Annotated in this window: 13 protein-coding genes; 5 read left to right on the top strand and 8 right to left on the bottom strand. The window is 73.3% G+C overall.

The features are described 5' to 3' along the window. Positions 1 to 34 precede the first annotated feature (34 nt). Complete coding sequence (locus ABZ934_RS00190) at positions 35 to 949, bottom strand: NADP-dependent oxidoreductase (protein ID WP_361306849.1); 915 nt, start codon at positions 947 to 949, stop codon at positions 35 to 37. Between the two features lie 142 nt (positions 950 to 1,091). Between ABZ934_RS00190 and ABZ934_RS00185 the strand changes: the two genes are divergently transcribed. From ABZ934_RS00185 to ABZ934_RS00170, 4 genes are all read left to right on the top strand, one after another. After that, on the top strand, positions 1,092 to 2,489 hold the full coding sequence (locus ABZ934_RS00185; protein ID WP_361306847.1) for a LuxR C-terminal-related transcriptional regulator: 1,398 nt from the start codon (positions 1,092 to 1,094) through the stop codon (positions 2,487 to 2,489). 25 nt (positions 2,490 to 2,514) lie between these two features. Then, entirely contained in the window at positions 2,515 to 3,111 is a 597-nt protein-coding gene (locus tag ABZ934_RS00180) for a putative glycolipid-binding domain-containing protein (protein WP_361306845.1), read from the top strand. A 138-nt stretch (positions 3,112 to 3,249) separates the two neighbouring features. Further along, a complete protein-coding gene (locus tag ABZ934_RS00175) occupies positions 3,250 to 4,884 on the top strand; it encodes an FAD-dependent monooxygenase (RefSeq protein WP_361308628.1) in 1,635 nt (544 codons plus the stop codon). Between the two features lie 30 nt (positions 4,885 to 4,914). Continuing rightward, complete coding sequence (locus ABZ934_RS00170; protein WP_361306843.1) at positions 4,915 to 5,883, top strand: alpha/beta hydrolase; 969 nt, start codon at positions 4,915 to 4,917, stop codon at positions 5,881 to 5,883. 18 nt (positions 5,884 to 5,901) lie between these two features. Here ABZ934_RS00170 and ABZ934_RS00165 read toward each other — a convergent pair whose 3' ends face one another. The 7 genes from ABZ934_RS00165 to ABZ934_RS00135 form a co-directional block, all read right to left on the bottom strand. Then, on the bottom strand, positions 5,902 to 6,354 hold the full coding sequence (locus tag ABZ934_RS00165; protein ID WP_361306841.1) for a TrmO family methyltransferase: 453 nt from the start codon (positions 6,352 to 6,354) through the stop codon (positions 5,902 to 5,904). Between the two features lie 30 nt (positions 6,355 to 6,384). After that, on the bottom strand, positions 6,385 to 7,275 hold the full coding sequence (locus tag ABZ934_RS00160) for a YihY/virulence factor BrkB family protein (protein WP_361306839.1): 891 nt from the start codon (positions 7,273 to 7,275) through the stop codon (positions 6,385 to 6,387). Between the two features lie 62 nt (positions 7,276 to 7,337). Next, positions 7,338 to 7,952: a pyridoxamine 5'-phosphate oxidase family protein gene (locus ABZ934_RS00155; protein ID WP_361308626.1), complete on the bottom strand. Its 615-nt coding sequence runs from the start codon at positions 7,950 to 7,952 to the stop codon at positions 7,338 to 7,340. Between the two features lie 37 nt (positions 7,953 to 7,989). Next, on the bottom strand, positions 7,990 to 9,225 hold the full coding sequence (locus tag ABZ934_RS00150) for a globin domain-containing protein (protein ID WP_361306837.1): 1,236 nt from the start codon (positions 9,223 to 9,225) through the stop codon (positions 7,990 to 7,992). 274 nt (positions 9,226 to 9,499) lie between these two features. Continuing rightward, on the bottom strand, positions 9,500 to 10,372 hold the full coding sequence (locus ABZ934_RS00145; RefSeq protein WP_361306835.1) for a phosphatase PAP2 family protein: 873 nt from the start codon (positions 10,370 to 10,372) through the stop codon (positions 9,500 to 9,502). An 82-nt stretch (positions 10,373 to 10,454) separates the two neighbouring features. Continuing rightward, on the bottom strand, positions 10,455 to 11,435 hold the full coding sequence (locus ABZ934_RS00140) for a YihY/virulence factor BrkB family protein (RefSeq protein ID WP_361306833.1): 981 nt from the start codon (positions 11,433 to 11,435) through the stop codon (positions 10,455 to 10,457). Between the two features lie 70 nt (positions 11,436 to 11,505). After that, positions 11,506 to 13,359: a diacylglycerol kinase family protein gene (locus ABZ934_RS00135; protein ID WP_361306831.1), complete on the bottom strand. Its 1,854-nt coding sequence runs from the start codon at positions 13,357 to 13,359 to the stop codon at positions 11,506 to 11,508. 161 nt (positions 13,360 to 13,520) lie between these two features. Between ABZ934_RS00135 and glgX the strand changes: the two genes are divergently transcribed. Beyond that, positions 13,521 to 15,653 carry a glycogen debranching protein GlgX gene (gene glgX, locus ABZ934_RS00130; protein WP_361306829.1) on the top strand — a complete coding sequence of 711 codons (2,133 nt, stop codon included), beginning with the start codon at positions 13,521 to 13,523 and terminating at the stop codon, positions 15,651 to 15,653. Positions 15,654 to 15,673 lie beyond the last annotated feature (20 nt).

The following is a 15,673-nucleotide window of genomic DNA, read 5'->3' as shown; positions in this document are numbered from 1 at the left end:
CGCCGGAACCCGGGCCCGCGCCGGGCCGCCGGCCTCAGGGCCGGATCAGCAGCTTGCCGCGGGCGTGACCCGACTGGCTCAGCTCCTGCGCCTTCGCGGCGTCCGCCAGGTCGAACACCTCACCGAGTCGCACCCGCAGCCGGCCCTCGGCGGCCAGCCGGGCGTGCTCGGCCAGACCGGCGCGGATCGCGGCCGGGTCCGTACCGCCGCCGGTGAAGAGAACCCCGTGCGCGGCGGCGTCCGGATCGGCGATGGTGACGACGCGCTCCGCGGAGCCGCCCGCCAGCTCGATGGAGAGGGGCAGCACGCCTTGGCCCGCCGCGTCGAACACCGCGTCCACACCGTCCGGCGCGGCCACCCGTACCCGCTCGCCGAGACCGTCCCCGTACTCGACCGCGACGGCTCCCAGGGAACGCAGGAAGTCGTGGTTGGGCAGCGAAGCCGTGCCGATGACGGTGATCCCCGCGGCCACCGCGAGCTGGACCGCCACCGAGCCGACCACTCCGGCGGCGCCGTGCACCAGCAGCGTCTCGCCCGCCCTCACCCGCAGCAGGTCCAGCACCCGCTGCGCGGTCTCACCGGCCACCGGCAACGACGCGGCCCGCTCGAAGGACAGCCCGGCCGGCTTGCGGACGATGTCGTCGGCGATGGCGTACGCGGCGTACGCCCCAGTCCGCGTCCACCCCAGGACCTCGTCACCGACGGCGACATGGGTGGCGCCCTCGCCGATCGCGTCCACGACACCGGCGAACTCCACCCCCGGGACCACTGGGAACACGCTCGGGTAGAACTCCTCGACCCAGCCGTAACGCCGCTTGTGGTCCAGCGGATTGACGCCGGCGGCCACCACCTTCACCCGGACCTCGCCGGGGCCCGGCTCCGGCTTGTCGATCTCCTCGTGACGCAGGACTTCCGGGCCGCCGAACTCGTCGTACACGATCGCTTGCATGTCAGTCTCCCCGCTGTGACCGCTTGTCGGTCGATGGCTCAAGCCTCTGGCCGGACGGAGGGGAAACCGGCCCGTCTTCGGGCCAGTCCGACCTGGTCGAAAGTCCAGTGGCGGGCAGGGTGGCTCCGACTACGCTGACCGCATGGAGCCGACCGTGACCGCCCCGCCCCTCACCGCCCCGCCCCTCACCGTCGTGCCACCCACGGTCACGCACCCCGAGGTCACGCCCCCCACCGCCGTGCCCCCGACCACCGGAACGGCCGCCGCGCTCGCGGCGGGTGAGGCGACGCTGGTGGCGCTGGCCGCCGGATACGACGTCATCAGGCAGCCGTTGGGCGAGATCCTGCCCCGGCTCTCGGCGGTCCTCACCCCACTGGTGCCGCACCGGGCCGCCGCCGAACTGTCCACGCACTGCGCCCACTCGCCGTTCAAGTCCTTCGGCGACGAGGTGTACGCGACCCGGATCGGCACCGCGGACATGGAGCCGCTGTTCCTCGCCGGCGCCGCGGGACGGCCCTGGCAGGGCAGGGCGACCATCGCCGGGGCCGACCGGCCCGTCATCGCGGTCATGTCCGACGCGACGCAGCGGGGCGCGCTGCTGGTCCTCGTACGGGACGAGGGCGCGGCCCCCGCCGACGCCGCGGCGCTCGCCGCGGTCCAGGCGCTGTGGACCCTGGTGACCAGCCACCTCGACCGGCTGTCCACCGAGGCCGCGCCCGGCGCGCTCGCCCGGTCCCGCGCCGCGGCCGACACCCGCGCCCGGGTCATCGCCGAACTGGGCGCCCGCCACAGCGCCACGCTGACCGCCCTCCTCGGGGTCCTGCGCAGCCGCAACCTCCCCGACGCGGCCGCGCGTTCGACCGCCACCGAACTCGCCGTGTCGGGACTGGCCGAACTGCGGGCCGAGGCCGAACGGGACCAGGCCATGGCGGAGGAACGGGTCGACGAGGCGTTCGCCCGGCTCGCGGACTCGCTGCGCCCGCTGCTGCGCCACAGCCCGGTACGACTGGAGCTCGGCGCACCCGACTCCACCCGCGGCGTGCCCGCCGACGTCGCCCACACGGCGCGGGCCATCGCCCGCGAGCTGCTGCTCGCCGTCCTCGAACAGGACCCCGTCACCCGCGTCCACGTCGGCTGGCAGGTCGTCGGACAGGAACTGCGGGTGACCGTACGCGACGACGGCCCGGGCGGGATGAGCTACTGCGGCCTGGGCCCCACCCGGATCGCGGACCGACTGGAGGTCCTCGGCGGACGCCTCGACATCGACCCCGTCCCCGGCTGGGGCACCACCGTGACCGCGCTCATCCCGCTGACCACCCCCGACGCCCCCGCGGCCGGCGCGATCGACCCACTGGGAGCGCTGGGCGCGAGGGAACTCGAAGTCCTCACCCGGCTCGCACGAGGACACCGCAACCGCGCCATCGCCCAGGAACTCCACATCAGCGAGTCGACGGTCAAGTTCCACGTCGCGAAGATCCTCACGAAGCTCGGCGTCGCCTCCCGCGGCGAGGCGGCGGCCCTCTTCCACGCGGTCGCGTGAGCGGACAGCCCTTAGACTGCGCCCCATGGCGCGGCTCGACACGCACGCTCTGGTGCGGACCTGGGACATCCTGCCCTCGCGGGGACACACCACGGCGTGGGCGGAGCTCGCCGGAGGGCGGTTGCGCGCGCGGGGCCGGGCCGTGGGGCTGGAACCGGCGCCCTACTGGCTGGCGTACGAGCTGGAGACCGGCCCCGACTACGTCACCCGGCGCCTGTCCGTGACCGTCGAGACCCACGACACGACGATCGGCCTGGACCTGCGGCGCGACGACGAGGGACGGTGGACCGGCGACGGCGGGCCCCGACCCGACCTCGACGGCGCCCTCGACTGCGACCTGGGCCTGTGCCCGCTCACCAACACCATGCCCGTGCTCCGGCACGACCTCCATCGACGGCCCGACGCCGGCGCGCGCGACTTCCTGATGGCCTGGGTCTCCGTGCCGGACCTCGCGGTGAGCGCGGACCGGCAGACGTACACACCGCTGGGGCAAGCCCCGACCGGCGCCCGGACGATCCGCTACGAGTCCGACGACTTCCGCAGTGACGTCATCTTCGACGCCGACGGCCTGGTCGTGGACTACCCAGGGCTCGCCACCGCCGTGCCCGGCCCCCGGCCCTGACTCCCCGGCCCCGACCGCACGGCCCGGGCCCGACGGCCGGCGCGGGGGGGCGGTGTCCGTGCGATGGCCGCTCCGGGACCGCCGGGCCACCATGGAGGTGCACCCTTCGTGGCGGACCACACCCCCCGGGAGAACGCCATGGCGTACCACGACACGGCACCCGCGGACGTCCTGGTGGTGGGAGCCGGACCGGTCGGTCTGTCCGCCGCCGCCGAGCTGCGCCGCCGGGGGACCTCCTGCCGCGTCGTCGACCGGCTCCCGGCCAGGCTCCCCTACGCGAAGGCCGTCGGCATCCAGCCCCGCACCCTGGAGGTCTGGGACCGGATGGGCCTCGTCCAGGCCGTCCTCGACATCGCCGTACCGATGCGCGGGCAGCTCATGTACGAGAACGGCGTCGCGAAGACCCGCATCGAGCTGTCGCTGCCGCCCGACGTGCCGTACGGGTTCGCCGCCCTGCCGCAGTACGAGACCGAACGCATCCTGGAGGAGTACCTGAACCGGTTCGGGACCGCGATCGAGCGCGAGACCGAACTGGTCTCCTTCACCCAGGACGCCACGGGCGTCACCGGCCTGCTGCGCACCCCGCACGGCGAGGAGGAGGTCCGTACGCGCTTCCTCGTCGGCTGCGACGGCGCGCACAGCCTGGTGCGCGAAGGTCTCGGACTGACCTTCGAGGGCGGCGCCCTGCCCGACGAGTACATGCTGGCCGACATCGAGGTCGACTGGGACATGCCCTACGGGTACGGCGTGCGCAGCGAACACCGCAACGCCGAGGGCGCCGTCGACGACCTGCTGGTGTGCATCCCGCTGCCGGGCGAGCGCCGCTACCGCGTGTCGATGCTGGTGGCGCCGGAGCTCTCCACCGCGGCGCGGGCCGGCACCGATGAGGTGGCGCACGGCCTGGAGGGCGGCCGGGCGCCCGAGTTGGCCCACGTACAGAAGGTGCTGGACCGGCTGTCGCCCCGGCCCACCACCGCGTCCGCGCTGCGCTGGTCCTCCGTGTTCCGCATCAGCCACCGGCTGGTGAACCGGTACGGCGGGGGGCGGGTCTTCGTCGCCGGGGACGCCGCGCACATCCACCCGCCGACGGGGGCGCAGGGCATGAACACCGGAATCCAGGACGCCTGGAACCTGGCGTGGAAACTGGCCCTGGCCGTCGACGGCGACGCCGACCCGGACCTGCTCGCGAGCTACGACGCCGAGCGCCGGCCCGTCGGCTTGGAGGTCGTCGGGCGCACCGTCCGGCACGCCGCCCACGGCATCCACACCGACCGCGGTGACCCGATGAGCGTGCTGCGGCGTGAGGCGCAACTCCTCGTCGGCTACCCGGACAGCCCCCTCGTCCAACCGGCGGAGCCCGAGGCCGGGCCGGGCCCGCGGCCCGGCGAGCGCGCGCCGGACTGCGGTGGGCTCCGCACCGCCATCGCCGCGTACCCGCTGCGCCTCTTCGACGTGCTGCGCGGCCGGGAACACACCGTGGTGCTCTACGGGAAGGGGCCCGAGGTGCCCGACGTGGCGCACGTCACCGAGGTCGTCCACGAGTTGGCGCCGGACCGCGTGAACATCTGCGCGGTGCTCGCCACCACCGACGCGGGCGGGGCTGCCCCCTTCCCCGTCTACCGCGACGGGGCGGGCGAGTTCGCCCGGCTGTACGGGGTGGGGGAGGACCCCACGCTCTTCGTCGTGCGTCCCGACGGCTACCTGGGGGCCCGCCTGTGCCCGCCGGGCGGTCCCGGGCTCGGCTCGTACCTCTCGCGCGTCTTCGCACCGTAGACCGGGCCGGCCCGGAAGGAGGTCCGAGACATGCGACGAGCCCCCCGCGCAGCCGTCCTGGCGGCGCTCACCGCCGCGCTGACCCTCTGGGCGGGACTGCCGCCCGCCACCGCCCGGCCGCCCGTCCCCACCCCGGCCCGCGCCCCCGCCCCCTCCGCGGACGGGGGTGACACCGTTCGGCACGTCGACATCGGTGGTGGGCGCACCGTGTACCTGCGCTGTCGGGGCACCGGGACGCCGACCGTCGTCCTGGTGTCGGGCCTGCACGAGGCGTCCGACGGTTGGACGATGACCGACACCGCGCCGCCCGTACCGAAGGCGCCGGCGGTCTTCCCGGGCGTGGCGGCCTTCACCAGGGTCTGTCTGTACGACCGGCCCGGCACCCTGCGCTACACCGATCCGCCCACCCTCACCACCCGCAGCAGCCCGGTGACCGGCACCCGCGAACTCCCCGACGCCGTCCGCGACCTCGACCGCCTCCTGACGGCGGGCCGGGTCCCGGAACCGTACGTGCTGGTCGGCCACTCCTACGGCGGGATGATCACGCTGCTGTACGCGAAGCGGCACCCGGACCGGACCCGCGGCCTCGTCCTCGTCGACGCGCTGGCTCCGGCGTTGAAGCGCGGCCTCGGCACCGACTGGGCCGACTACGTGAGTGGGCTGCGCCACCCGGGCACCCCCTACGACGCCGACCCGGCGTTCGAGCAGGTCGACATCGACGGGGCGGTGACGGCCATCGACCGGGCCGGTCCGCTGCCACACGTCCCGATCGCCGTCCTCAGCAAGACCGAACCCTTCGCCGCGCCCCCCTCGATGCCGAAGCAGCTGCTGACCCACCTGGAAGTGGCCTGGCCCGAGGCCCAGCGGTCGCTCGTGGCACTGGCGCCGCAGACCCCGCACCTGCTCGCCACGGGCAGCGACCACTACGTCCAGCTCCACGACCCGGACCTCACGACGGCCGCCGTCCGCCTGGTCGTGGACCGGGCCCCCGGCGGCTGACGACCCCGCCTCCGCCCGTCAGCAGTACCGGCGCATGATCTGCGTCGCCCGCTCCGGCCGGCTGGTGGCCCCCCGGGGCCCGAACCCCGACATGTAGGGCTTGATGTCGAGCACGGGCGTGCCGTCCACCGCGTCGAGACCCCGCACGTGGACATCGAGCCCGTCGACGCGCAGCAGTCGGCAGCGGGAGACCCCGAGCAGGTTGGGGCGGTTCTTGCCGCGCCGGGCGAAGATGCCGACCAGTGGCCAGTCGGTGTTGCCGCGCGGGTGCGCGCCCCGATCTCCACCTAGTCGGCCGGGACCCGGTCGAAGTGGTAGACGACTTCCAGGTGCGAGAAGGAGTCCAGCCCGGGCGAGCGCCTCCGGTCCGAACCGCCCGTCCAACCGGATCACCGCCGACACGCCCTCCCACGCGTCGTCGTGGACATCGGTCCGGCCGCCGACGACCCGGCCGACCGGGTCGGATACCACCTCGGTCCGGGCACTGTTCCGTCCGCGGTTTCACCCCGCGCGGGCGCGCTCCCACTCCCTGTTGAACTGGGCCCCCGCCAGCAGCGCGAGGTTGGCGAACCACAACCACACCACGAAGACGATGACCCCGGCCAGCGAGCCGTACAGGCGGCCGTAGGTGTTCAGTTGCGTGTAGAGGGTGAAGGCGAACGACGCGCCGAGCCACAGGGCCGCCGCCAGGACTCCCCCCGGCAGCCCGCGCCGAATGCCGCGGGTGCACGCGGGCCCGGTACGGAAGAGGACCAGAATCAGCAGGGTGACCACCACCAGCAGGACCGGCCAGCGCAGTACCGTCAGGCTCCGCACGCCCACCCCGCCGGCCGCGGCGATCCGGTGGGCGAGCGGACCGGACGCGACCAGACCCACGGCGCCGACCACGAGGAGCAACAGGAGCAGGGACGCGGTGATGAGGAGCGTGTGCGCCGCGCGCAGCGGCGGTCGGGTGTCGGGGACCCGGTGCATCGTGTGCAGGGCCCGGCGGAACACGGCGAGATAACTGCAGGCGGACCACAGGGCGCTCACCACCCCGCCGAACGCGAGGGTCCACACCGAGGTGTGCGCCGCCGACAGGCCGTTCAGCGCGTCCTGGAGCACCTGGGCGGACTGCGGAGGCGCGTAGGAGGTGAGGTCGGACACGAGGCGCTGCCGCGTCGCGTCCCCGAGCAGCCCCACCAGGGAGACGGCGACGACGAGCGCGGGCAGCAGCGCGAGCAGGCCGTAGTAGGTGAGGGCCGCCGCGGAGTCCGCGACGTTGTCGTGCCACAGCCGTACGGCGGTACCGCGCAGCGCCCTGCGGGCGCGCGCCGCGACGGCCGCGGCGGGGGCGGGAACGGCGGCGGGGGCCGGCCCACGGCGCCCTTCGCTGTGCGGAGTCGATGTCACAGCGCGCTCGTGCCCCTCACGCCCGCGCCCATGCGCCCCCTGCCCGCGCGCCCCCTCCCGGACTACGAAAGGCTCGACCACACGGGCGCACGGCGTTTGGTGAAGTAATCCGCGTCCTTGGGGCGGCCCGCGTCGTGACCGGCGGGACGGGGGGCCGGTTCCAAGTGGGGTATGTACTTCGAGCAGTGGATGTACGCCTCCTCCACCGTGAGGTGGACCCACAAGTGGGGGCTGCGCCCCGGCGCGACGTCGACGGGCAGGGCGGGGTGGACGCGGCGCAGGTCGGCGTCGTCGTAGAGCCGGGCGACGCCGTTGACGTGCAGCCCCACGTGGTGGTGGGTGAAGTCCACGAAGAGCATGCCCAGGTGGGGGTTCTCGCTCATGTTGCCGGCGCTGGCGAGCACACCGTTCCCGCGGAACTCCGGGTAGGCGAGCGTGTGGTCGTCGATGACGTGGACGAATCCGGGCGGCCCGGCGCGGAAGCTGGCGTCGCACTCCCCGCGGGAGTCGGCGGTCGCCAGGAAGACCATGATCTGGCGGCCTATGAACTCCCGCATCTCGGACGTGAGGTGGGGGCGCACCTGCTGGTCGTAGAAGCGGGCGGCGCGCTCGGTCGTACCCAACTGCTGCTGCAGCCGGTGCTCACCGGCCGAACCGAACGACGGTGGAGGGAAGATCACGGGACTTCTCCTGGGAGGGGGACGGGGGAGCGGTTCAGCGAGCCGACAGGACGGGAGTCTCGAACGGGTCGTGATGGATGCGGTCGGGCAACGTACCGTGCCGGGTGAGCGTTTCGCTGGCGGATTCCACCATTGGTGCCGGTCCGCTGAGGAACACGTCGTGCTGGTACCACGGTCCGTATTCGGCCAGTACCTGCGGCAGCGATCCACGGATGCCGGGGATGTGCTCGTGCGAGACCGCGCCTCTGAGGGTGAGCCAGTGGTACTTCTGGGCCATGCGCAGCATGTCGTCGACGCCGTACAGCTCGGCGCCGGTGCGGGCACCGAGGAACAGGTCCACCTGATGGCGTCCCCCTCGGCGGGCCACCTCCTCGACGAGGGCGCGGATGGGGGCCAAACCCGTACCGCCGGCGACGCAGAGCAGGTCGCTGTGGACCGCCGCGTCCAGCACCATGTCGCCCATCGGGGGGCCCAGGCGTACGACGTCGCCGACCGCGGCCCGGTGCACCAGCGCGTCGCTGACCGAGCCGCCGGGCACCGCCCGGACGTGGAAGGTGAGGGTGCCGTCCGCGCGGGGCGCGTTGGCGGGGGAGTAGTAGCGCCACAGCTTCGGCCACCACGGGGTCTCCAGGCTCACGTACTGACCGGCCTGGTAGTCGTAGGGCAGGTGGGGCCGTACCGTGACCTCGGCGATGCCGTGCCCGCGCGGGACCCGGTGCACCACTGTGGCGGGCCAGACGGCGGGCCGCACGGCCGCGTCCTCCTCGGCGGCGTCGATCATGACCTGGGAGACCACGCCGTACGCCTTCGCCCACGCGTCGGCGACGTCCTGCGTCCAGGCGGGGCCGGCGTAGCGGGCGAGCGAGGCCAGCAGGCACGCGCCCACCGCGGGGAAGTGCGCGGCGAGGGTACCGAACTTGCGGTGGTCGCGGCCGAGGTGCCCGCAGAAGCGGACAAGGTTCGCGGGGTCGTCGACCACGTCCACGATGTGCAGGAGCGCGCGCAGGAGGCGACCGCGCTGGGCGTCCATCCCGGACGGGAACATGGGCCGCACCTCGGGGTGGCGGGTGAACAGGATGGCGTAGAAGTACACCGTCATCTCCGCGGCCACGGGTGCGACCGCCGCCGCCGATGACTTGATCAGGTGTATCTCGTGCTCCGACAAGGGGGCCTCGGCGGACGGGCGTTCCGCGTCGCCGGAGGCGTATGCCCGTTCCTCCGCGCGCTCTCGGTCGGGTGTACTGCCGGGACGGCCGATCCGGAACCTCAAGGGACCAGCGCTCCCCCGCTCGTCCTCCGGGCCGGTCCCAGCCGGGCGTAGCGGTGGATGTCCTCCCTGGAGCAGGCGGGTTCCGGGGCGGTCGCGTGGCCGGAACCTTCACCACATCTCCATATGGGGTGGGGGGAGGGGGAGTCGGAGCGGAAGCGCATGGATCCTCATCGGGTAGGCGTGCCTGGTCAACGAAGCGGACGAACTAGTTCCGTGCCGCCCATGATCTTCGATCGGGGTCGTCGACCAAGGGAAGGGGTGTATCCGCTAGAACTTACCCCCGGTTCTTGTCGCATTGCCCCGGCCCCTCATGAGGTATGCGCGGGGAGTCCACCGAATCTTTTCGGCCATCCGCCGCGCCCGCCGGCGGTTCCGGACGTTCGGCCACGATCTCCGGCTCCAACCCCTGCGCGGGCGTGGTCCGACCGCGTCCGACCTCCGCCCGCCACGCCTCGAAGGCCAAGGTGGTCGCCGTGACCACGGCCAGACCCAGCAACCAGCCCCCCACCACGTCGCTGACCCAGTGCACGCCCAGGGCCACCCGGGTGTAGCCGACCCCGAGGACGGACACCACCGCGAGCGCCCACGGGAGCGGACGCCAGGCATGCGGCACCAGCGGCAGCAGGGCCAACAGCAGAACGGCGCACGAGGTGGTGGCCGTCATGGCGTGGCCGGAGGGGAAGGAGAAGCCGGGCGCCTGGGAGACGGGGTCCGGCAGATGGGGCCGGGTCCGCTCGACCACGTTCTTCACCAGCAGACCCAGCAGGCCGCCCGCCGTCGCGGTGACCGCCGCCCACAGTGCCAGGCGCACCGCCCCGCGCAGCAGGAGCCACACCACCAGCGCCGCCACCAGCAGGCGCATCGTCACCGGGTCCCACACCACGTGCGTGAGGAAGTCGAGCACCCGCACCCACGCGGGATGGTCCAGTGCGGTGCGGTGGAGCCGCTCGGCGGCGCCCTCGTCCAGCCGCTGCAACGGCGCCCACCGGGACTCCACCAGGACCAGGGCGACCGCGAAGGGCACGGACACCAACGTGGTGGCCGCGACCGTCGTCACCAGCCGCGCCCCGAACCGGGCGTCGGGCCCGAAACGGCCGGACAGGAGCCGGGCGACGCGTCGCCGGGGGTGGATGGGGCGTGTCGCCATGGTGTTCGTGCTTCCCTTCGGGAGTTGGTCGGATCTGTCATCGTGCCCTGCCGGGGCGCCTGTCCGGGTTCGGACGGCGGGGTCAGACGCCGGGATCCTCGGTGACCGGGTCCCTGACCCCGGCCCGAACGGCCTCCAGTTGGGCGGCGAAGGCCAGGCCCAGGAAGAGGGCCATCGACGTGAGGTAGGACCACAGCAGCAGGGACACGAAGGCGCTGAGCGGCCCGTACACGGTGGCGAAGGAGCCGCCGGCCCCCACGTACAGGCTCAGCCCCCACGTCGCCACCAGCCACAGCACCAGGTAGACCGTGGCGCCGAAGGCCAGCCAGGTGTAGCCGGGCTGGGTGCGGCGGGGGGAGAGGCGGAAGATGGCGCTGGTGGCGAGGATCGCCAGCAGGATCCCGACCGGCCGGCGCAGCAGTTCCCACACGTGGACCGTGCCGGCGCCGAGGTGGTAGACCTCCGCCGCCGCCCGGCCCAGGTCCGCCCCGAGGACGGTGACCGCGAAGCTGAGCCCCAGCGGCAGCCCGGCCAGCACGGACATCACCAGCCCTCGGGTGTACTTCGAGAGGAACGGCCGGTCGCGTTCCGTGCCGTAGATGCGGTTGGCTCCCCGCTCGACCTGGCACAGGCTCGTGGTCACGTTCACCACCGAGAACAGCAGGCCGAGCCAGAGGGCGACCTGGCTCCCGTCCCCGGCCCGGTGGTGGCTCCGCGCCAGCGCGTCGTCCACGACGTCCTGGCTCGGCCCGCTCGCCAGCCGGCGGATCGTCAGCTCCGCCACCCGCCCGATGTCCTCGGTGTGCAGCACGCCGGACAGGCCGACGAGGGCGATGGCGAGCGGGACGATCGACAGCACCGTCTGGAGGGCCAGCGCCCTGGAGTGGCTGAACCCGTCGGCGTACCGGAACCGGACGAAGGAGTCCCGTACGAGACTCCAGCCGCCGTACCGGCGCAGCGTCGACCATGCCTCCTCGGCCGACAACTCCTCGCCCTCCACCTCCGGCGCCGCCTCCAGGGCCGCCACTTCGTCGCGTTGCGGTACCTGCGTCGCCGTGCCCATGTGCCCAACCCCCTGTGTGACCGGTGTGGAACGAGGACGGCTTCAGCCGCCGATGGTGGAGGAGACTGCCTCAACCGCCGATGGTGGAGGAGGCCGGTTCGGCCGTCGCCGTGGGCGCCTCGACGGGGCGCGGGCGCGGCGGCAGCCAGATCCGCAGCGCCCCCGGCTCGACCTCGGCCGTCAGCCGGGTCCCGGCGCCCACCACATCGCCGTCGAGTTCGCGCGGCTGCGGGCGCGCGAAGCGGATGTCGACGCGTACCGCGCTGAAGTACTCCAGTGCCCCGCCGGCCACCGCGCCGCGCACCGCCGCGCCTGCGGTCCGTGTGGCCCGGCCGGGCAGCATGTGCGAGCCGAGGTGCCCGGCGGCGGCGAGCCAGCCGCGGGCGCCCCGAGGGTCGAGCAGCACCACCTCCAGGCGTCCGCTGTCGGGGCGGGCGTCGGGCAGCAGCGGCAACCCGCCCTGCAACGTGCCGACGTTGCCGATGACGACCATCCGCGCCCGGCGCTCCTGTTGAGGCCCTCCGTCCACCCTGATCGACAGGCGCATCCGCGGGTCCCCCAGGTGGCGGACCGCCGAGAGGACGTACGCGACCCACCCGAGGCGCTCCTTGGCCCGCTCGGAGGTGCCCGCCACCATCGCGGCGTCGAAGCCGGCTCCCGCCATGACGGTGAACCGGCCGGGCTCCAGCGCCTCACCCCACACGCGGGCCACGTCGATCCGGACGGTCTCGCCGGACAGGGCCGCCTCCAGGGCGGTCGCCGGATCGGCGGGGAGCCGCAGGTTGCGCGCGAGCAGGTTGCCGGTGCCGCACGGGACGATCGCGAGGGGGATCCCGGTGCCGGCCACCACGTCGGCGCAGGCGCGTACGGTGCCGTCACCGCCGCAGACCACCACCAGCCCCGTCCGCGCCCCGGTGATCCGCCCGGCGAGCGCGCCGGCGGGCTGCTCCGCGGACGTCGAAGTCCACACCTGATCGGCGTAGCCGTGGCGGTCCAGGACGACGCGCAGCCGCTCGGCCTGGTCCGCGCCGCAGCCGAGCGGGTGACGCACCACCACGACCCGTCGCGCCCCGGCGGGACCGGTCGCGGGCGCGACCGGGTCGTCGGCCGCCCTCCTGTGCGCGGTGTTGCGCGGGGTCTCGGGCGGGGCTTCGGGGGTGGCCTCGTACGGCGTCTCGTACGGGGTCTCGTACGGGGCGGGGGCCGACGGGAGCCGGTCGTCCCCGGCCGCCCCCGCGGTCCCGGACCGTCGACCCGGCAGCAGCAGCGCGTGCGTCACGACGAGCAGTGTGCAGGCTCCGTTGAGCAGTCCGCCCACGACATCGGACGGATGGTGCATGCCCCGGTACACCCGGGAGCACGCCACGGCCACCGGGACCAGCAGCAGGACCCCGACCGCGACGTACCGTACCCACCGCCGGTCGCCGCGCAGCCGGGCGGCCACCAGGACCGCCAGGCCCCCGAACAGCGCCACGGACGCCCCCACGTGCCCGGAGGGAAAACTGGAGGTGGGCGGGGCGGCGTCCAGGTGCGGTACGTCCGGACGCGGCCGTTGCACGACCAGGGTCACGAGGAGGAACACCGCCGACTGCGCGGCGACGGCCACGGCGGGGAAGAGCGCCTCGCGCAGCCGCCGCCCCCGTGACACGGCCAGGAGGGTGACCACGACGAGCAGGGTCAGCGTGATGATGCTGCGGGTGCCCGCCAGTTGTGACAGCCATCCGGAGAGCGGTGTCGCGAGGCCGCCGCGGTGCGCGGCCAGGGCGCGGTTGACGCCGTCCTCCGCCGCCAGCGGCCACTGGTCCGCCAGAGGCCCCGTCACCAGCAGTCCCACACCCACCATCAGGGCCGCCTGAACCGGCAGCAACAGCAGTATGGAGAGGCGACCGGGCCGTACGGCCGCCGCGCCGGATTCGGGTCTCATTGACGCCGTGTTACCCGCGACGGCCCGCTCATGCGCGTCGGGGGGTGGTCGGTTCCCGGCCGCCCCGGGCGCGCCCGCCCACCGCACCCGCGGCCGGACACGTCGGCCCGCGTCCGCCGGGCCGTCCTGCCCCGGGCGGCCCGCGACAGTAGCGTGGCCACATGCGCACATGGACGGGCAAACCGTATCCCCTGGGAGCGACGTACGACGGCTCCGGAACCAACTTCGCACTGTTCTCCGAGGTCGCCGAGGGTGTGGACCTCGTCCTGCTCGACGACGCCGGACGCGAGACCCGCGTACCGATGACGGAGATCGACCGGTCCGCGTGGCACATCCACCTGCCCGACGTGGGCCCCGGTCAGCGGTACGGCTACCGCGTACGCGGCCCGTTCGACCCGGCCGCCGGACACCGCTGCAATCCGGCCAAGCTGCTGCTGGACCCGTACGCCACCGCCATCGACGGGCGCCTCGACCACCACGAATCCCTCTACGGTCACCGCTTCGCGAACGGCGCCGAGCCGAACACCCTGGACAGCGCGGGCCACACCATGCTGTCGGTGGTCACCGACCGCGCCTTCGACTGGGGCGACGACAAACCGCCGGGCTACGCCTACGGCGAGAGCGTCATCTACGAAGGCCACGTGCGCGGCCTCACCCGCACCCATCCCGCCCTGCCCGAGGAACTGCGCGGCACGTACGCGGGCATCGCCCACCCCGCCATCCTCGACCACCTGACGGGCCTCGGGGTGACGGCCCTGGAACTGATGCCCGTGCACCAGTTCGTCCAAGACGGCCACCTGGCCGAAAAGGGCCTGTCCAACTACTGGGGTTACAACACCATCGGCTTCTTCGCCCCGCACAACGCCTACGCCGCCACCGGCGGCCGAGGCGGCGCACAGGTCACCGAGTTCAAGCAGATGGTGAAGGCGCTCCACGCGGCCGGCATCGAAGTCATCCTCGACGTCGTCTACAACCACACGGCGGAGGGCAACGACAAGGGACCCGTCCTGGCCTTCAAGGGCATCGACAACTCCGCCTACTACCGGCTGGTCGACGAGGACCGCTCCCAGTACTACGACACCACCGGGACCGGCAACAGCCTGCTGATGCGCCACCCGAACGTGCTCCAGCTCATCATGGACTCGCTGCGCTACTGGGTCCAGGAGATGCACGTCGACGGTTTCCGCTTCGACCTCGCCGCCACCCTCGCCCGCCAGTTCCACGAGGTGGACCGGCTCTCCGCCTTCTTCGACGTCATCCAACAGGACCCCGTCATCAGCCGCGTCAAACTCATCGCCGAACCGTGGGACCTCGGCGAGGGCGGTTACCAGGTCGGCAACTTCCCTCCCCTGTGGTCGGAGTGGAACGGACGCTACCGCGACGCCGTCCGCGACTACTGGCGCTGCCGGGAAGGCACGCTCGGGGAGTTCGCCTCCCGCATCACCGGCTCCGCCGACCTCTACGAACACGACCGGCGCCGGCCCCTGGCCAGCGTCAACTTCGTCACCGCCCACGACGGGTTCACCCTCCGCGACCTCGTCTCCTACGACCGCAAACACAACGAGGCGAACGGCGAGGACGGTCGGGACGGCGAGGACGACAACCGCTCCTGGAACTGCGGGGCGGAGGGCGAGACGGACGATCCCGGGGTCCTGGCCCTGCGCGAACGGCAGCAGCGCAACCTGATGACCACGCTGATCCTCTCCCAGGGCATCCCGATGATCAGCCACGGGGACGAACTCGGTCGCACCCAGGGCGGCAACAACAACGCGTACTGCCAGGACAACCCCACCGCCTGGATCGACTGGGACCTCGACGAACCCGGCGAACGCCTCCTCGACTTCACCTCCCGACTGATCCACCTCCGCCGCCGCCACCCCGTCCTGCGCCGCCGACGCTTCTTCTCCGGGCGGGCCGCCGGTCACACGGGGCTCCCGGCGGACGTCGAATGGCTGCGCCCGGACGCCTCACCGATGGAGGAAGACGACTGGACGTGGCCGCACGCCGGCGCCCTCACCATGTTCCTCAACGGCGAGGCGATCACCGAACCCGACCGCTACGGCAACCGGGTCACCGACGACTCCTTCCTGCTGATGTTCAACAGCTCGGACAGCGCCGTGGACTTCCGCCTCCCCGGAAGTCGCTTCGCCGCGCGCTGGACGCTGCTCTTCGACACCGCGACGACGGACACCCCCGACGAACGGGAACTGAAGCCGGGCGCCGCCCTGCGCCTGGAGTCGCACAGCACGGTCGTCCTGCGCAGCGACCACGAGGACCACGCCCCCGACGCATGACCTCTCAGTGACGGGTTCGT

It is taken from the genome of Streptomyces sp. NPDC046557 (assembly GCF_040645975.1).
Lineage (GTDB): Bacteria > Actinomycetota > Actinomycetes > Streptomycetales > Streptomycetaceae > Streptomyces.
This window is presented reverse-complemented; position numbering and strand designations above follow the sequence as displayed.